This is a genomic window from Caballeronia sp. A2-2, from assembly GCF_057612605.2.
This window is the reverse complement of record NZ_CM173618.1, coordinates 843375-861450: the sequence shown is the minus strand read 5'-3', so window position 1 is coordinate 861450 and position 18076 is coordinate 843375. Positions and strand designations below refer to the sequence as shown.

20 protein-coding genes are annotated in these 18076 nt (G+C 60.4%); all 20 read right to left on the bottom strand.

The genetic code is table 11. From position 1 onward, the window contains the following. Window positions 1-106: 106 nt before the first annotated feature. Window positions 107-1090, bottom strand: coding sequence for a pentapeptide repeat-containing protein (locus ACZCWR_RS27565; RefSeq protein ID WP_487304849.1), 984 nt, complete (start codon window positions 1088-1090; stop codon window positions 107-109). Beyond that, on the bottom strand, window positions 1090-4230 hold the full coding sequence (locus tag ACZCWR_RS27560; RefSeq protein WP_487304848.1) for a phage tail protein: 3141 nt from the start codon (window positions 4228-4230) through the stop codon (window positions 1090-1092). Before ACZCWR_RS27560 ends, ACZCWR_RS27565 begins: the two co-directional genes overlap by 1 nt. Continuing rightward, window positions 4218-4970 (bottom strand): C40 family peptidase, encoded by a 753-nt coding sequence (locus tag ACZCWR_RS27555; protein ID WP_487304847.1) that lies wholly within the window; start codon window positions 4968-4970, stop codon window positions 4218-4220. The genes ACZCWR_RS27560 and ACZCWR_RS27555 overlap by 13 nt, the downstream gene beginning before the upstream one ends. Then, window positions 4971-5660 (bottom strand): phage minor tail protein L, encoded by a 690-nt coding sequence (locus ACZCWR_RS27550; protein WP_487304846.1) that lies wholly within the window; start codon window positions 5658-5660, stop codon window positions 4971-4973. Beyond that, window positions 5657-6016 (bottom strand): phage tail protein, encoded by a 360-nt coding sequence (locus ACZCWR_RS27545; RefSeq protein WP_487304845.1) that lies wholly within the window; start codon window positions 6014-6016, stop codon window positions 5657-5659. The genes ACZCWR_RS27550 and ACZCWR_RS27545 overlap by 4 nt, the downstream gene beginning before the upstream one ends. Next, on the bottom strand, window positions 6013-8760 hold the full coding sequence (locus ACZCWR_RS27540) for a phage tail length tape measure family protein (RefSeq protein ID WP_487304844.1): 2748 nt from the start codon (window positions 8758-8760) through the stop codon (window positions 6013-6015). The genes ACZCWR_RS27545 and ACZCWR_RS27540 overlap by 4 nt, the downstream gene beginning before the upstream one ends. Further along, the gene (locus tag ACZCWR_RS27535; protein WP_487304843.1) at window positions 8753-9253 is read right to left on the bottom strand and encodes an HK97-gp10 family putative phage morphogenesis protein; all 501 of its coding nucleotides are present in this window, start codon (window positions 9251-9253) and stop codon (window positions 8753-8755) included. Before ACZCWR_RS27535 ends, ACZCWR_RS27540 begins: the two co-directional genes overlap by 8 nt. After that, window positions 9250-9633 carry a phage tail assembly protein T gene (locus tag ACZCWR_RS27530; protein WP_487304842.1) on the bottom strand — a complete coding sequence of 128 codons (384 nt, stop codon included), beginning with the start codon at window positions 9631-9633 and terminating at the stop codon, window positions 9250-9252. Before ACZCWR_RS27530 ends, ACZCWR_RS27535 begins: the two co-directional genes overlap by 4 nt. Window positions 9634-9653: 20 nt before the next feature. Beyond that, the gene (locus ACZCWR_RS27525; protein ID WP_487304841.1) at window positions 9654-9989 is read right to left on the bottom strand and encodes a hypothetical protein; all 336 of its coding nucleotides are present in this window, start codon (window positions 9987-9989) and stop codon (window positions 9654-9656) included. A gap of 41 nt (window positions 9990-10030) precedes the next feature. Further along, window positions 10031-10534 carry a phage tail tube protein gene (locus ACZCWR_RS27520; RefSeq protein WP_487304840.1) on the bottom strand — a complete coding sequence of 168 codons (504 nt, stop codon included), beginning with the start codon at window positions 10532-10534 and terminating at the stop codon, window positions 10031-10033. Between the two features lie 67 nt (window positions 10535-10601). Further along, window positions 10602-10955, bottom strand: coding sequence for a tail completion protein gp17 (gene gp17 / locus ACZCWR_RS27515; RefSeq protein WP_487304839.1), 354 nt, complete (start codon window positions 10953-10955; stop codon window positions 10602-10604). Beyond that, entirely contained in the window at window positions 10945-11268 is a 324-nt protein-coding gene (locus tag ACZCWR_RS27510; RefSeq protein ID WP_487304838.1) for a phage head closure protein, read from the bottom strand. The genes gp17 and ACZCWR_RS27510 overlap by 11 nt, the downstream gene beginning before the upstream one ends. Then, window positions 11268-11831 carry a hypothetical protein gene (locus tag ACZCWR_RS27505; protein WP_487304837.1) on the bottom strand — a complete coding sequence of 188 codons (564 nt, stop codon included), beginning with the start codon at window positions 11829-11831 and terminating at the stop codon, window positions 11268-11270. The genes ACZCWR_RS27510 and ACZCWR_RS27505 overlap by 1 nt, the downstream gene beginning before the upstream one ends. A gap of 6 nt (window positions 11832-11837) precedes the next feature. Beyond that, entirely contained in the window at window positions 11838-12023 is a 186-nt protein-coding gene (locus ACZCWR_RS27500; RefSeq protein ID WP_487304836.1) for a hypothetical protein, read from the bottom strand. Beyond that, on the bottom strand, window positions 12024-13331 hold the full coding sequence (locus ACZCWR_RS27495; RefSeq protein WP_487306169.1) for a phage major capsid protein: 1308 nt from the start codon (window positions 13329-13331) through the stop codon (window positions 12024-12026). A gap of 83 nt (window positions 13332-13414) precedes the next feature. After that, window positions 13415-14374, bottom strand: a complete 960-nt coding sequence (locus ACZCWR_RS27490; protein WP_487303061.1) for a S49 family peptidase — start codon at window positions 14372-14374, stop codon at window positions 13415-13417. Beyond that, a complete protein-coding gene (locus ACZCWR_RS27485; protein ID WP_487304835.1) occupies window positions 14371-15624 on the bottom strand; it encodes a phage portal protein in 1254 nt (417 codons plus the stop codon). The genes ACZCWR_RS27490 and ACZCWR_RS27485 overlap by 4 nt, the downstream gene beginning before the upstream one ends. Window positions 15625-15627: 3 nt before the next feature. After that, the gene (locus tag ACZCWR_RS27480; protein ID WP_487304834.1) at window positions 15628-15822 is read right to left on the bottom strand and encodes a hypothetical protein; all 195 of its coding nucleotides are present in this window, start codon (window positions 15820-15822) and stop codon (window positions 15628-15630) included. Continuing rightward, complete coding sequence (locus ACZCWR_RS27475) at window positions 15819-17558, bottom strand: terminase large subunit (protein WP_488876498.1); 1740 nt, start codon at window positions 17556-17558, stop codon at window positions 15819-15821. The genes ACZCWR_RS27480 and ACZCWR_RS27475 overlap by 4 nt, the downstream gene beginning before the upstream one ends. Further along, on the bottom strand, window positions 17555-18031 hold the full coding sequence (locus ACZCWR_RS27470) for a terminase small subunit (protein ID WP_487304833.1): 477 nt from the start codon (window positions 18029-18031) through the stop codon (window positions 17555-17557). The genes ACZCWR_RS27475 and ACZCWR_RS27470 overlap by 4 nt, the downstream gene beginning before the upstream one ends. Window positions 18032-18076 lie beyond the last annotated feature (45 nt).

The window sequence follows — 18076 nt, the reverse complement described above, 5'->3', positions numbered from 1 at the left end:
ATGCGCGTACTCACTACGCTCAAACGGTTATCATTTTCTGCATTACGCGATCGCTCGCTCCGTTTTCGAACTCGCCGCTCCTTACTTTCGCTTGAACAACGCACCGCTACCGCTGCATGTCCGTCACCTTGGCTTCGCGCAAATTTGTCCCCGCGAGGTCTGCGCCGCGAAGCTTCGCGTTTTCTAGGCAGGCTCCATCCAAATCTGCGCCGCCCAGATCTGCACCGAGCAGCTCGGCACCCGTTAGATCCGCACTGCGCAGACAAGCGCCATTCAGATTGGCGCCATTCAGCACGGCGCGCGTCAGAATCGCACCGCGTAGGTCCGCGCCGCTTAAGTCGGCGCACGTCAGGTTCGCGCCTGTAAGATCCGCGTCGCGAAGGCAAACGCCAGCAAACGGCGCGTTGACAAGCGGCGCTCGACCTCGCTGCGCGTCGCTCAAATCAGCGTGACTTAGATTCTTGTGCTGCGCAAGCGCTTGGCGCAGCTCGGCCATCAGGTCATCGCTCTGCGTGGTGAATAGCTCCGCGCCTGTGCGTCGATTTTTGACGACACAGCCACGCTTCCATGCAGTGTCGCTACGGATCGCTCCGTCGAAATTCGCTTCATCCACAATCGCCTCATGAAGCCTGCAGTCTCTCAAATCGGCTCCGCTCAAGTCCGCTCCATACAGATTCGCTCCGCCTAGATCCACGCCCCTCAAGACCGCGCCGGCCAGCTTTGCTTTCGCCAAGCTCGCGCCTGCCAGACGCGCGCCGTCGAGTTGCGCTTGCACGAGATCGGCATTGTCCAGGCACGCCCCGCGCAGATCGGCGCGTTGCAGATTGGCGCGGGTGAGGCTTGCGCCCTCGAGATAGGCATCGGCCAGACGTGCTGCGGGTAACTGCGCGCTCGACAGCGGCGCGCCAGTATTCAATTTGTCTCGGCCCAGTTCGATATGGCTCAAATCCTTCGCGTTCGCTACCGCCTTCACAAGCGAGTCTCGAAATTCGTCCGTGTCCTGCTCAAGCATCACGCTCTCGGTACGGCGATGCTTATATTCGTAGCCTTTGCTCCATCGAGTGGTCCAGAACGCCTCGTTTGCCTCCATTACCCATCACCTCCGCCGAAATGAATGCCGGCTTGCGCTTCTCCCGGAAACCACGCGCTCGCGCTGAACTTGCGGCGATCGTTCGCGTCGGCAGCGCTTGCGTAACGCACCCGCGCCCACACGTAGCCAGCTGACTGACGGCGGAACTGAAGCTGTGCCTGGTGGCTTTCCCCAACGAAGTAATCTTTTGCCTCGTCGAATTTTCCGGTTTCGCCCAGCCGTAGCTCAACAAAGAGATCGAGTTCGGGCACGACATACTTGAGGTCGAGATCGATCGTCACGGTACGACGCTCCCGCCTGGCCCTCAAGCCGTCGAGGTAGACCAGACCACGCAGCACGCTGTTCGCCTCAGCCATTTGCGACAAGCGCCCATCCCACGCCTCGCCTTGCACCTTCGCCGTATAGACGCCAGGCGCGATATCGTGAATGATCAGTTCGCGATTCGTATTCGATAGGCTCTCCTCCTTTATTTTCTTGCCCAAGACCCACCACTCGACGTGGTAACGCCGCGCGCTCTCGACTGCGCCCCACGAAACCTTCGCTGCCATCTTCGCCGCGAAGTCCGGCTTGACTTCGATCCTCAGGTTGGATGGCGCCGCAATCGGCACGTAGGGGCGGTGGATCTCGTCAGTGATCGCCGCATTGTCTACCGCCGCGAACTTCTCCGGCGCGTGCCGCGTCGCGGTGATACTGAAGCTCGTGCCGTCGTGCGCCTCCGACACGCTGACCACTCGGTAGCGCTGCTGCGGGGCGCTGCCCGACTGCACGGTCCATGCTGCGCCTGCCACCGGAAGCTGTTCAAGCGGCGAAGCAACATCAACCGTTGCTCCGCGTACGCCCGCGATTTCGACACGTCGCGCTCGAGCGTCGGGCAGCACCACCGTGAGGGTGTCCCCGTGCTGCGCCTCCACTTCCCGGTCCAGCACGAGCTGGCCGTCGAGTGCCTCGCTGATCCGCCCACCCGAGCAGAAGTCTGAGCGCGCATCCGAGCGCAACGGATCCGCAATCTCGATGATCTGCCCAGGAAGCGCGAGCGTCCCATCCAGCCCCACACTGAATGTGACAGTCTCGGTCTCCAGGCGCGAGGTCTGCAGCAACCAATGCCCCGCGCGCTGCGCCTGCCCCCGGCTCGTGCATCCAAAGGCCGTAATTTCCGCCGCGTTGTAGCCGTATAGCGCAATGCCATCAACATCTTCGACGCTTTCAACGGCGCGCTTAAACCCGTCGAGCGGATCGCACCACGTCACCATCGCCGCGGTGTACCGTGACTTCAGCGAACTGCCCGTGTACTTGAAGATCCCGTTTACAACGTTGGCCGGGTTATAGACGTACACCGGATCACTCGGCATGTCGGCCGATCCCCACACGTGCTCTGCGCTCCAGTACGCGATCCCTCGAAACACGCTGGCGAGTTGCTGAAGCAGCGCAAACGCGTGCGTGCGCGAGGTGATATAGCAGTTGCAGGTGAATCGCGGCTCCGTGCCACCGGCGCAGTCCGGCACCGGCTCGTCACAATACCTGCCGATCGCATACAAGGAATAGGGATCGACCATCTCCGGGCGCACCCAGGCACCCGCGCCATAGCGGCGATTGAGCAACACGTCTCTAAAGATCCAGACCGGGTTATCCGTCCACGCGCGCTTGAACGTACCGTCCCACGTGCCGTCATACTTTCGCGTCTGCGGGTCATAATTGCGCGGCACATCGACCAGCAGCCCTTTCACCTCATACGAGCGAACCGGGATGCGCTCAAACTTGTCGGAACTAATCTGCAAGGCCGCCAGTGCGCTTGCCGGATATTTGAACTTGCCGGTGCGGCGCTTGGTGTAACTGACGACATGCACCGTGCCGTGCTCCTTGCCCGCATGCTTTCCCTGGTCAATCTCATCGGTGCGCGTGAGCGTCAATCTGAACCGTGCGCCACCCGTGATGCTGACGGGAAATGTAAAGGTCTTGTAGTAGGCCTGGCAGGTACCCGTGATTTCCCGCTCCTCCGGCACCGGAGCGGGCCTGTCCTTTTGAGCGGGAACATAACTTGGCGAGAATCTGAATTTGACGCTTGCGTTGGTATGCCCTTTGTTCGAGTCCCACCACAGATCACTTACCTGCAGGGTGACATCCACTTCATCGACGTCTGGCTCCGCTACTTCAAGTACCCACGGCGTGAACTGAGTGACCTTTCTTGTCTTGCCATTCGCATCGATATCCGCCAGATGTCTGCGCAGCTCAACGCCCACCGGTATTTCGTTTGCCGCAGCCGTGACCCAATCCACTGCTTTTTGCTCAACTGCGCCGCTGCGAAAGTCGAGCTTATCGATCTGGAAGTTACGACTACCGCCGTCGTTCAGGACCCTCACATCATCCAGATAGACCGAGTAAAGCGGAAACCAGTCGGGAGGAATCGGACCAATATTGTTGGCCAGCCCCCCGATCTCGCCCTCGGCGATCAGATCGACCACCGTACAGGTGAGCCTACTGTTAAGGGGCGTGTTCTTTTGCTCTTCGATCTCATCAGGCATCTGCGGTGGCGCCGTGCACGCTTGCAGAACGTCCCTCGCCGGCGCATCCACAGCTTGCACACTGGTGCTGATGACGGTGGAGCCGACACGCATGCGCCCGTATAGCAGCGGCACAGGCCCGCCCTGCGCAACCACGTTCTGGATGCCAGGCATGCCGTGCTGGTTTTTTGCCGGCGGCGTTGGCGTTTGCGGCGAGAGCATCTGCGCAATGCCGCCCAAGGCCAACGAACCGCCTGCGAGCATCATGTTGATGCCGTACGGATTGTCAAAGAACAGCGACGCAGCACCGGCGGCCGCGAGCGCCACGCCCGCAATCGTCTGAAACAGCCCACCCGCCTTGCTGCCCGCCATGATCGGCGCGATCCGAATCGGCTCGCAGCCCGCCGGCCAATCGAGCTGGGCCTCGCTCACGTTACGTTGCCCGACAAACACCGCGTAGCGCACCCCTCGCTCACCGCTTCGATAAAGCTCCTGCCAGAAGCCAGGAATCATCGCGCCCAGCGCACGCAGCACGTCGCGCGGCGATTGCACCACATAATGATGCTCGCGGCCAAACTTCGCGCCCAAACCTCCATATAGCCTGATTGGCCGAACTGTCTGTTCCTGCGCTACCTGTTCCATTCGAGTGCCTTGATGTGGCGCAGCACATGCGTGACGTGCGTCCGATAACGCGGCAGCGGCTCGCGCCGCGACAATTCATTCCAGAGGTGATGCACGATCTCGTCTTCGCCGAGATAGACCGCTGCGTGATTGGGCACGCCGTGGCGGCTGGCAATCGACATAAGCAGCACATCGCCCACGTGCAAGATGGCGTCGCGCCCGACGCTCACAAAGCCGGCTGCTTCATAATTTTCGAGATATAGCGAGGACTGGCCATCGTTCCACCACTTTCCCGATCGAGCAAAGTCGGGCAGATCGACACTGAGTGCTGTGCCGTAATAGCGACGCACGAGCCCATAGCAATCGATCGCGCCATGCACGAAAGGCGCGCCGATAAGCGGGACCTCCTCTTCACGCGGGCTAAAGCGGTGCCATCGATTCACGAAGGGCCTACCATCCCCTTCCCTTCGAACGCTGACGATAATCCACGTCGGTACTCCGGACTTTTCCCCGGCGGCAAGATCTCCCACGCTCGGCCAGGCGTCGCAATCGGTATGCGAATGAACAATTGCCTGGATCGTGCCCGTGTCCTCGACACGCGCATAATCGAAGCCGGAGATCGCAAATTCTTGCGTTGGATGGGCGGCGATATTCGTGCATGCAACGTACTCGCCGTTCACAATTAACCCGCACGATTCGTTCGGGTAACACCGCAGCGCGTGCGTATCGATTGCCGCGCGCACGTGATCGGCAACCACCATTTACTGCACTCTCACCAAAGCGCCTGCGACACCCGCTGCCGGGAAGCCGCCGAACGGCAGTTCGATCCCGGCCCCGTGGCGACACCTGCAACATGCCAGTCGCTTGCCGCAAGCATCTTCTCTCTCGGTGGTCGTCGGAGAGTTGTTACGCGTGAAGTACGGCGGCCCCTTATAACCGCATTCCGGTCCGCGGTATTGCCATTGGCACACCGAACCGATGATCTGGCGCGCCGGCAGCTTCCGGCCCGACAGATCCAGCACGGAACTCAGCGAGAACTCCACCAATGTCGGAGTCTCGAGCGTCTTCTGCTCAATCAGCCACAACTCGACGGGCATCTCGGCGCTCGGATCCGCGCTCGCGCTGCCATCAAGATATTGCGCCAGCGTTCGGCGCCGACGCACCGGCGCGCCAACCAGATCCGCACACTTCATGCACAGCTTCGACACGAAACCGTCGAGGTTCGCCACGCTCAGCGTCGGTGTTGGCTGAGCGGCATCGCCCGTGCGCCCGAATCCCGAAACCTGCATCGGCCACGCGCCGTATTCGTGCCCGTTCCACCTTATGATGCCACCGTGCTCATGCGCGTGAAACCGCAGTACCTCATTGCTCCAGCGCGTGAGATCAAGCTCATACAGCTCGATGAGCGCGCCCGGCTCCAGGCGTTGGACATCCGCTCGCAACGTGTTCATGGTTCGAATACTTCCTTGAATGTGACACTCAACGAATACAGATCGAGACCAAGTGCGCACGTTTGCACGCCTTGCTGCGCGTCCATGCGAAACAAACCTTGCGTGCGCAACGGCGGCGTCCAGAAGAACGGTTCACTGCCACGCGTGGCATCCAGAAAGGTCCGAATCGCCTGGATCTCCGACCCATTACCGACAAACCGCAGCGGCCACGAGTCAGCGATATTGTGAATGCCGTCCGGCACCGCCTGGCTATAGCCGTCGCCGAACTGCACGGTGCGAACCCGGTAGTGTGTCGTGCCCTCCACGCCGATCGCGGGCGAATGCGTGAAGATGCGTCGTGATGATGCCGGCTTCACCCGAAATGCCCCTGAGAGATCAGGCTAGCAAGGCCGCCCTGGCCGCCCATCTTGCGGGCGATCTTCTGATCGACGAAGGCGCTCACCATCGCCTGCAACTCGCGCAAATCACGCTCGCTCAGTCCTGCGCCTGCGTGCGAGTGAATCTCCAAATGCACATGCGCACCCTCCGAACGCAACGCCGCAGGCGCCGAAGCACCCACGGGACCGCCCGACGCAAAATGAGCAACGTGATTCGAATTGATCGCATCGAGCAATGCATGATGCTGGCGTGCCGCGTTCGCGTTTACGACATACTCGCCGTTGGACAACATGGCCGGAATGCTGTCGCTCGTGCCGGTGCCCGGCCCTGCGATCGCTCCACCGCTCGCATGATGGGGCAAGTGCCTCAGAAATTGAGCGATCAAACCCGTGGCGGACGACTTCTGCATCAGGCTCTCGATCATTGCCCCCATCGCCTGATGCAACGCGAGCTTCGACAGATCGGCGAGCGCACTGGCGACGAACTCCTTCATGCCGAACTTGCCTGTTGTCACGAACTTCGCCACCGCGTCCTCCATGCGGCTCATCTGCGCTACCACCGCACGGCGCGCTACATCAGCCTTGTCCTGCGTGTCGATGAAGAAATCAGTCATACCCCGCTTCGCGCCACCCACCCAGTCGCCCTGCACGCGCTTGAGATCCTCATAATGCTTCTTGATCTGCTCAATCGTCTTGCTGTACTCCTGCTCGATCCCGGTTACTTTGGCAAGGTATTCGCTACCATTGAGAAGCGCTTCGGGCATGCCTTTCTTCAGATCCTCAAGGGCCTTCTGATACCGTGTGAGCGCCTCGCTCTGCTCGCCCCGCGCACCTCGGCGCAACGGGTCAGGATCGCGATCTTCCAGCTGGCGCGTGTTGCGTTGCTCCTGTGCCTGCCTGAATTCGCGCATGCTCTGCTGTATGTGCCGCACCCGCTGCTCAAACTTATCGCGCGCCTCGCGCAGCTTGATTTCCGTCTCCAGCCCAGCATTGCGCTCAAGCCCAAGGCGGATGGCCTTCTCATCGCGCAACAGGCTCCTCTCCTCCGCGCTCGCGATATGCCGCTTGGCCGCTGCAATCTTCTCGTTGAACTGTGCCAGTTCCTTCTGCGCAGCCACGAGTTTCTCGTTCGTGTGCCACTGCGCCTCGAGCGCCGCCCCCTGCTCGCGCACATGCTCAACATACCGCGCCCCCGCATCTGCTCGCGGCTCGCGCGTCTTTCTCTCGTGCGGCTTGTAGCGTTCTGCGTTATGGGCGAGCATCTTCTGACGGTCTTTATCCAACGCATTGAGTTCCTCGCGAGTCTTGCCGGCGGCCTCACCGGCTCGCTTCACCGCATCAAAGTATTCGTTCGTTTCCTTGTTGGCGTCGCCAAGTTGCTCCTTGGGCGTGCGCGCCTGCTTCATAAACTCGGCGTGATGCCCCATCATCGCCGTGTACGTCTCGACGCTCTTCTGATGCGGATCGTCTTTCTCGGTCGACTTGAGCGTCGATTGCACGAGACGCTGCGCCTCGGCAATGCGCTTTTCAATTTCCGATGTGTTCGTTCCGCCCGGATTAAGGTCAGGGTCGAGCAGTGCGGCCTGCGCGGCTTTCAGTTCGTCTTGCGCCTTCTGCAGAGCGTCGCCTTTGCCCGTGATGCCCCGCCAGAAACGCTCCCACTTCTGACCGAGCGTCTCGTAGCTCTCGGCCATGTCGCGATTATCGGATTGGACCGCCTCACGCGCCTTCTTGCTTGCCGCCTCCACAAAAGCTGCCCACGCGCCGGCCTTGTCGCCCGACAACTCGAGAATGCGTACATGGTTGATCTGTTCGCGGCTCAGATCATGATGTTGCTCAGCCCATTTGCGTGCCGCGTCCGTTGCATGACCGTATGACTGCAGGAACTGGCGTACCACCTCATCCACCGACTGCTTCGAGACCTTCGCGTACGCCGCCACGCTCTCAGCGGCTTGTTGCATATCGGCACCTGCGACATGCCCCGAATTGGCAAGCGCCATCAGCGCATCGCGCGCTTCGTTCACCGACACGCCCACACGGCGCGAGATGATGTCGGAATACGCCTGCAGCTTGCCCTGCGTGAGCGCGGCATAGTTGCCCGTGAGCAACATCGCCCGATCGAGCGCCTCTTGCTGCTCGGTAAGCGCGTGAATCGCATGATAGGTCGCGTACGCGCTCGCCCCCAAGGCCCCGAGCGCGACGCCCGCCGGGCCGCACAACATTGGCAGCACGTCGATGCGCTCAGCCATCACCATCAACGAGCCCATGAAGTTCTTCCAACTGCCCTGCATGGCCTCATGACCGAGCACAAATAACTCTCGGCGCGCGGCTACCGACCCCGCTCCGAGGTGATGCATGGCGCGCGAAGCTGCCTCGGCCTTCGCGATCAACGGCTCCACCGACTCGGCGATACCAAGGTTCGCCGCCTTCGAACGCATTTGTTCAAAGCGCGTCTTACCCGCGGCCTCCGCAATCTTTTCGTAGCCCTTGACCGCCGTGCTCACCTGCCGTGCCGTCGCAGCACTCCCCGCTCTCACCGCTTCCTCGAGCGCACGCGCAGTCAGCGTGCTGCTCGCCGCCATCTGCTGCTGACACGCCTCGTACTTGCGCGCGCTCGCCTCTTGACCGGCGACGAAGCCCTTCGCGGCTCGGCTCACCCTCTCCATTCCGGCTTCGAAACCGCTCGCGTCGACACTGACCCGCGTGACGAGTTCGTTAGCCAACGCCTGCCTCCTTCAGCTTCTTTTCGACCACCTCTGCCATCTTGCGTACGGCCGTCGCCTTGGTCGCGTCGAACGCAGGCCGAATGAATGGCTGCGCCGGCGTGCGCGAGCTACCGAATTCAATCTCCCGAATCGCGCGCGCAAGCGTTCGCTCGGTCAGCCTCACCGCGTCTCGCTTGCCCAGCTCGACGAAGCGCCCGTAGAACGCATCCCTGCTCCAGGTGATGAGGTAGGACGCGTACTTGCCCGGCACCGACTCTAGCTGGTCGTACGCGATCAGCATGTGATCCCGCAAGAAACCAGGTGCATGCGGCTGACCGCGGCGCTTGCCTGTGAAAGTCCCGATCGGCGCGCGACGCTTGACCTCGTCATGAATCACGCGCGCGCCGGCGACCGCCGCCTGGCGAAGCGTGCTTTCGCTCACCACCGCATCGAGCTTGTCTAGCATCCCCGTCAACGCGCCAAGATTTTCGACACGATAGCTTTTACTCATCCCCTGATCACCTCGCCTTTGCGTACCACGACCCGCTTGCCGCCCGAGCGCTTGATCGCCTCCAAATCAATGCCAAACGCGCAGGCGGCGATCTCGTCCGCATCTCGCTCGCACTCGCCACCATGTTCCTGCGCCTGAAGCGACTCGCGGCACCACCCCGCCCACGGCGTGAAATCCGCTGCACGCAGCACCGGCGCGTCTTTGCCCCTGTTAATGTTGTACAAAAGGCTCATCAGGGTGCCCACCCGCAGATCCTCAATGTGCTCGCCCCAGGGCTCATGCTCGAATAGCGCCACCCAATCTGCATACTCGGCACTGGACACTTCGAGCTTGGCGCGCCGCACCGACATCCCCAGTTTCGAGGCGATACGCATCCACATCAGCTTCTGCGGGCTGGCCTTCAGTTTTTTGAGGCTTCCCCCTGCGCGCGCTGACCGAGCGCATTCAGGCGCACCGCGATCTGCGCGAGTTCTTCCAGCAACGCTGCTCGACCCGAGCACAGGACGCCCACATGATCTTCACCAAGAAGCAGTGCATCGTTCTCGTCCACGAGCGTTGCAGCAATCAACGCCGCTTCAAAACCGCTATTGCCACCGCCGTTCCTGGCACTGTCGTACAACGCATCGCGCGCCGCACCCGATAGTTCCCGGAATCGCACCGTCGCGCCGTTTAGGGCCTTGACCGATTCTTCGACGACCTGCGGCGCAAACGCCGCCAGGATTTGTTCCTTGTTCATAGACTCTCCTTGCGGCTGTGCCGCGCTCCTTGATTTGATGTTTACGGCCCCGGCGTCACGATGATGTCGCCGGTGATTTCGAGACTGATCGCACCCGAGATCCGTGCGTCGATCTTTGCCGAGATCGGAAAGTCTTTGACATACGCGGTGAACTCGATCGTGGTCTTGTCGGACAGCGCCAGCTTGAAGTCGAGCGGCGCGCCCGTCTGCTTCGCTTTAAGCAACGCCTTATGCGATGTCTCTTTGAAGTTGATCAGCAACGAGATCGTCACCTGCCCCCAGTCCTGCAAGCCCGGACGTTTCTCCTTGCCATCACTATCAAGACGCGTGACCTCGGTCATGCTCGCCGAGCCATTGAATCCTGTAATGTCGGTTAGATTCTCGACCTTCTCCCACGCCTCTGACTGCGCGCCGTCGGCCGAGCGCCCAGACGCGGCCGTCATCTTGCTAATCACCTTGTAATAGAGCGTTGTGCCCTGCGACGGAACATCCGTCGAGCGCTTCTTACTGCTTCCGTCATCCAGCAATCTTTGCGCTTCTGTCATCTCCCTACTCTCCTTAACAAGCATAAAAAAACCGCCTCGGAGGCGGTCGATTGAGCATCACGTTCAGCTAAAACTTGCTCCACACATTGACATGGATACGACTGCCGTGCAGACGCGTCTCATGCTCGAACACGTTCGTGGGCGCAGCGAGGGGAATCGCACCCACCTTTGTGTTGATCAGCGCGTTCAGCACCTCTTGCATGAGCGAGGACCGACCCTTAGCTGTTTCATGCCACACCGCGACCTGCACGCGCATGCAACACTTGTCGAACGGGGTGCCACCCAGATCCACAGCAATCTCGCCCCCCACCACCTGATACACGATCCACGGCGGGCGCACGCCTTGATCGGCAACATCGGCGAACACACGAACGCCCTTTAGATCCTTCAAGGCTTCATGAACAAGATCTTCAGCGCTCATCGACCACACATACGAGATCAATATGCTCGCGACGCGCGAGATCCGGCTGCACGGCCTCGATACGCATGACCATTTCGTCAACCGTGACGCGCATGCCCTCGCACAGACTTTTGCGCAGTGCTCTGCTGTACCGAATACGCACGCTCGCTTTCACTCCGCTCACGAGTGCATCCGCTGCGATGACCTCTTTGCCGCTGCGCATTCGCACGTACGCCTTCGTGCTTTTGACAAGTTCCCATCTGACAGACTCGCCCTCTGACTCGACCACACGACGTTCAATGATCACTCGACTATTTAGGCGACCTGCCTCCATCAGAACCTCGTCGGCACGCAGATGGGTGCGAGCAGCACGTCTGCGTAACCATCCGGCATCGCCGTGACGCCCTGGCCTCTCGCAAACAGTTCGCGATGGTCGTACGCCCATGCAGCGGCCAGCAGCATCCACAACCGCACTGATGGATAACGCGTCAGGTCGATCCCGGCTTGATACGTGATGGTGACAGCGCCCGAATCGGGCCACCCAGTCCCGTTCATCGGCGCGAGCAGCGTCTCGCGACCGAGCTGGACGAGCTCATAGGTGCTCGCATCCAGCGTCGTCTCGCCCGATGTGCCACGGGCTTGCAACTTTTCAACGCTCAAAACTTGTCCGACCGAGAGCGGGAAAGCACCTGGCGGGAAACTCGTCAGGCGCTCGAAATATCGGGCTTTTCGGATCGCCGCACCCGACTTGCTCTCCGCCGCTTGGCGCGCCCCTGGGATCACGATGCGCTCGATAAAATCCCGCTCATCATCGTCGTCGATCCGACACTGAGCGACGACGTCTTCGAATCTTAACGGCTCCGCGTCGTCCAGGTAGTCCACAAGAACTGCGGCCATGCTGAACTAGCTCCGTGCGGCAGCGGCCTTAACTGGACCGCGCTTTTCAGACCCCTTTGCATCGCTCGACTCAACTGCGTACTCTTCTGCGATTCCCAGATCGATGAGTTTTTGAGCGTGCTCCTCATCGAATCCGGTGATGTCGCCTGGCGTGTACTGCCGGTGGTGACGCTTGATTCGGACCAGTTTCATTTACACACCCCAGCTCACGCCGGTCAGCATGGCGATCGACTCGACGTGGCGTGGGCCGAAGTCGTTCTTCGCGATCACACGGATTAACGTCTGGTCCCGCTGAAACGCACTGACGACATTGCCGTCAGTGTCCTTATACGTAGCCTCCTTGCTGTAGTCGATCTCCAGCGACTCCTCCTCCCCGATGAACACGTCGCCGAAATCCACGAAGTAGATCTCCGACTCGTTCGTGTCCTTGCCTAAGTTGACGGGTACTTGCGTCGTCCGGCCGACCGGATAACCCTTCAGCATCCCGCTGTCGAGCTCCGGATAGACCTTGTTGCCGTTGCCGTCGCGCATGCTCGACAGGAAGCGGAACACGCGCGGCGCCATGATCCACCCCGGCGACACCATATTCGCGTCGGCCCCTTCGAGCGCGAGAATTACCTTGTTCAGGTCGGTCTCGACTTTCTGGATCGTCGAGCCATCGCTTGCGGCCAGCTTGTTGCCCACGATCGCCCAGTGCAGCAAGCCCTTGGGCGTGTTCGCTGCCCCGTCGTCACGGATGAACGCCTTGTCTTCTCGCGCACCGATCGCGCTCGTGAGGTCACTCACGACGATCTGGTCTACATTCGGATTGACACCGGCATACTTGAGCAGATCGTTGGCGATCGGCACCAGTGCGGCAAGCTTCTTCGCGCGAAGCTGCAGGTCGTCGAACTGCTGTTGCGTCGCGGGAATATCAGTATCCGCGCCGATGTAGCCGACGATAGCGCCGCCTTTCAGTCGCGGAATGGTCATGTTGCCGTTCGAGAGCGGCAACGTGCGCGCACCGAGCTTCCGTACGACGGACTTCGGACGCAGCAACTCGATTACTTCACTCGACAGGTTCGTTGGCACCAGCACGCCACCCGCGCTCGAGGTGAGGGTATTCAGCGACATGGCGACCTCCTCCCCGAAACCACGCTCGATCGCGAGCTTCGAGGCGAGCTGCGCATCGCCGCGCGCGGCCGCCAGGGCGCGTACCATGCGCGCCATCTTCGCACCCTTCACCTCTGGCACTTTCGGTTGCACCGGGATGCTCGACGCCCCCGCAGCGCTCACGGCAGCGGGCGTCGGATCGACTGGTACAGCGGCGGCCGCGGCCATGCGCTCGGCTGCTTCCGCGCGTTCGATCTGCGCCGTGAGCTCTTTGAACTGCGCGCTCAGGTTCTCGAATTCCGCGTGTTGTTCAGCCGACAACGCAACGTCGCCCGCTTCGATTGCGGCCAGTGCCTGCACTTGTTTATTGACGCTTGCGCGTTCGCGGCGAAGTTCATTGATGTTCAACATTGATCTCCAAAAAAAAAGCCGCCCGCAGGCGGCAGTACTGGACTTAAACGCGAACGCGCTCAAGTGCGAATCAGGTGGTTTTAGTAGTGGTTTCGCATGTTCATCGCTGCTGCACGCGCGGCAACGCTTCGACTCGGCTTGCGCTGCGCACGCGAGGCACCAATTTCCGCTGCGATCCGGTTCACAGCGGCCTGAGGCGTCTCGACGCTGTCGGCCAGCCCTGCCGCTACGCCGCCCCTGCCGAAAAAGACACCCGCCTGCGTGTCCCTGACCGCGTGCGTGGTCAGCCCGCGGAATTCTGCGATCGCGTCGACGAACTGCGTGTAGCTGGTTTGCACGATGCTCGTCAGGCGCTCGAGCGACTGGTCACTTAGCGGCTCATGTGGCGTGAGATCGTTTTTTTGGTCGCCGGCGAACACCGATGTGACCTTGATGCCCTGCTGCTCGTCGCGCTTGGAGACATCGAGGTGTTTCGCAATCACACCAATCGAACCCACGCCCGAGGTCTGGCTCACGATCACGTGCGATGCCGCGGCTGCAATCAGATAGCCGCCAGAGAAGGCCGAAAAATTGACGATCGCCGTGATTGGCTTCAGTTTCGTGGCCGCGCGAATGTCGTGGGCAAGCTCGAACGCACCCGTCGCGCTGCCGCCGGTGCTGTCGATGTCGAGAATGATGTGTTCGACCGCAGGATCTGCCACCGCCTGATTGATGCATGAACGCAAGCTCTCGTAGCTGGTCATGGGCTCGCAGGGGTTCATATGCGCGGATCGCGAGACGAGGATGCCCGACACCGGGATGATGTTCAACCCCATATCGGCGACCACCGCACGGCGGCGATCGCTCGCGCTCATCATCTGCGCACCGCCACCGATGTCGTCATCGTCCATGAGCCTCGGCTGCGTGCCATTCACCGTCAGGTTGACGATGTTCAGGTGCAGCGCTTGGTTGGCCCATTGAACAGCCAGCGACATCATCTGGTCGCTCACGAGCTGCGGCTGATTAAAAATCAGGTTTGCAAGTCTAATATGTGATTTCACGCCAACATCCTTCCGACGTCTTCGATTTGTGCTTTGGTGGCTCTGGCGTTCTCTGGTGGCAACGGTTTGGATGCATCCACCATGTTGAGCGGACTCAAATAGACATCCCCTCCCTCGACTGGCGGCATGTTCTCCAGACGCCGGATGTCGTTGATCGAAAGCCACCCCCACTGCCGCCCAACAGCGTAAGCCGCGTAACGCGACGAAAGATCCCCGCGAAGCAGACCCGCGAGGTTGTACTCGATGAAGTACTTTTTGCGCTCCGACGGCAGCAGCAAATCGCGCATTTTCGCCTGCTCGTGCCGCCTGACCCATGGCAATAGCGTATAAATGACGAAATGGATTCCCTGGTGCTCGATATTGCTGAACGTGGCGCGCTCGAGCTCGTTAACCATGTGCGCTGGAATCTTGTACATCCGCGCAATGTCCAGTGTCGAAAGGCGCAGTGCGTCGATGAGCGCTGCGTCGACATTCGTCATCGACAGTGGTTTGAAGGTCATCCCCTCTTGCAACAGCGCAACCTTTTTCGCATTGCCTGAACCGCCGAACTTCACATTCCAGCCATCCGTTACCCGGTCCACGCTCGCCTGCTCCTTCAACGGCGTGCTCGTACTCGGGCGCTCAATCACCCCTGAGAGCACCGTACCATTCAGGAACGATCTGCCGGCATATTGCTGGATGGCCTGGGCGTGCCCAATCGCGTTTGCGTGAAGCAAGATGGGCGATACACCGGTGTAGTCGTCCATCGACAACCAGCGAACGTGATGAATCAGGCGTTGCGGTATTCGATCACAACCGTTGATTTCATAGACGGGCGTCAGGTCATCACTCTTTAAGACCCGGACAACCCTGCGATCCAACGGATACAGTCCGAGAATCTCGCCATGAGGATCACGATCGATGTAGCTATAGCTGTTTCCGCAAAGTCCGACCGCGATCTGAGATTGCTCCTGGTACTCGAAGGGCGTCTGCCACGGATTCGGTTGATACTTCAGAACCGAATACAACGGGTGATCGACCGCCGGCCTGCGCTCTTCTCCCGAACGTTCATACAACTCGATCGGCAACTGCGCGATGCTCTCCGCAAGCAACGTGACGCAGTTCTGCAGAACCGTAAGCGACAGAGCGCTTGCGGTGCTCACCACTTGCCCCGACTCCGAGCGCGTGCTACCGAGCAGTGAAGAGACCCACCCGCCCGAGCCCATCTGGGACAGCCCCGGGTTGGACAGCAAGTGTTTGCTGAAGAACACCGACTACTCCTTTGCTTGGGTCGCCAGCGCCATCTGCGCAATGCGCGCAGCAGCCCGGTCGGCCAGGAAGGCCCAGAACAACAAAGACAGGCCGGCTACGATGAATCCGGCCGGCACGCTAATCAGCACTACGCCCGCCACCAGCAGCCCAAACCCGAGCACTCCGGCCACCCATGCCGCAACACTAATTGCATTCAAACACCTACCCCCTGGTCATACACTGAGCCGCCGTAGAGCGCCGCAGGATTGAGCGACATTAGCGTCACGGCGTTGAACAGCGCCATCAACGGGTCGATCTTCCCTATGCCGCTGGCCTGCTTCGTAATATTCACGGCGTTGCCAACAGGCACGACGCGTGCATTCCCCACACACCACGCCATAAGCGGCTGACCGCCGTGCAAGAGCACGCCATCAGGCGTCGGACCCTGTGCGTCTGCCTTAAAGCCGCTCGCAATAGCAAGACGCCGCTCTGCTGTCTTGATCGCACCAGATAGCTTCCAGCCCTGTGAAATGCCTATCACCTTCTCTTCCGGAATGCCCACCTCTGCCAGCGCATCGAGCACACTCCCTATGCCGGCCGGGTCCGCCCCGACCTTGTCGAGCAGCCCAGCGTAATAGATTGTCGAAACGATGTCGGCGACGTCCCGAACGTCGTCGCCGATCTGCGCAACCATCGTCAAATCGCCATCGCTTTCGAAATCGCGCAAGCGCGAGGCAATTCCTTTTCGACGCTCAAGGACTGACGGATGCGCCCAGGCGTGTGTCCACGCGAGCCAGTTGCGCGTCTCTTTCTCTCGGCCAACCACCGCGAGACCAAGCAAGTCATCAAGACCCCCGCCGTCGATCCCCACGTCGATTACCTCGCAACGGTCCATCAGCTCCACGAGCGTGAGCCCCGATGCAAGCGCTGCTGCCTCCCAGAATTCCGCCGCCGCCCAGCGATCTGACCGCAATGCAAGGCCGATCTCTACGTTGGCGTGCTTCGCGAGGAAACCCCGGAACGACTCTTCGCCCTCTTCGCGTGCCTTGCGGAATTCGCGCTCCAAAAATGCCTGATCGACCGAGAATCCGAAGTTCGGATTGACCATCGCCAAGTTTTCAACTTTCAGATGGTCCTTCGAGCGCACCATTTCCGGCGGGTGCTCATAGATAACCGGTACGAACTGCTTGTCGATGATCTTGCCGTCGCGAATATCTCGCGCGTATTGCAACTTCTTGGCGAATACGCCTGCCGGTGGCTCGTTCGACTGTGTAGTCAGGTAAATAACAAAACCCTCAGGCCGGGCAGCGAGACCGCCAATGGCTTCACGCAGCATGTCTTCTGCGTTCGCCATCTTTCCAAACAACCATAGCTCGTCAACGAGCGTGCCGACCGACTTCTTGCCCGATACCGTGTTGGCATCCGCCGCCACGACCTTGAGCGTCGCGCCCGTGATGCGGTGCGTGATCGTCTTCACGTGCACCTGAACTTGGAAGATCGGCTCAAGTTCCTCTTCGTGCTTCACCATGTCCCGCGATGGCGCGAAGCTGTTATTTGCGACTTCAATCGTGGGCGCGAGAATGGCGAACTCCGCTGACTGGCGCTGATTAACCAGCATCGCAGTCATCATGATGCCCGCCGCAAGCGTCGACTTACTGTTTTTCTTCGGCAGGCACACAAACCATTCGATAATCAGCCGCCGATTGTTCCCTCGGTCATACGCACCGAAGATCGACGCCACCAGATCGAACACCCACTGCGCCGATGCCTCGCCAAACGAGGGCGAACCGGGCGCGTCAACGATCTTCAGCGCCTTGAAGATTGATAGCGCGTACTCTGCCTCCTCGGCAAAGATGGGCGGCGGGATGATCGTGCGGCCATCCTTCAGCCGAGCACCCCAATCCGTACACGACGTGACCCAATCGAGAACGATGTCCTCTTCCTCCGGGGTCACAGCTTCTTACCCCCGCTCGCTGCGAGGCGGGGTGCAGGCGGAGGCGCCCCGAATTTGGATGCGGCCTTCTTCGCTGCCTCCTGCTGCTCCTGCTTCTTGCCACCCTCACCTTTCTTGGCACGCTGATACGGAAGCACCGCTTTCGCCGCGTCGATCCGCAACCTCGGCTCAGTCATCGGGTCATTAAACGATGCAACCAAGAAATCGAGGGCATCCTTAGTGGTGAACGCGACGCTCACATCAAAGCCCGCAGCTTGCGCCCCTTTCTTCAACTCGGGCGCGACCTGCGCGCCAAGTTGAAGCAACTTTTTGCGCCGCTCCAGCTCCGCAATGATTCGCGGGTTCTTTAGCAACCTGCTTGCTTCGACGTTAGCACTTCGCGCGCTGTATCCGGCCGCGATCGCGGCGTTTTTCCCTTTTCCGTCAACGAGATACGCCTCTACGAACAGCCGTTGCTTCTTAGTTAGCAACATTAGCAACTTCCGTAAAAGGGGAAAAAATTCTGCGCGTGAGGGGAT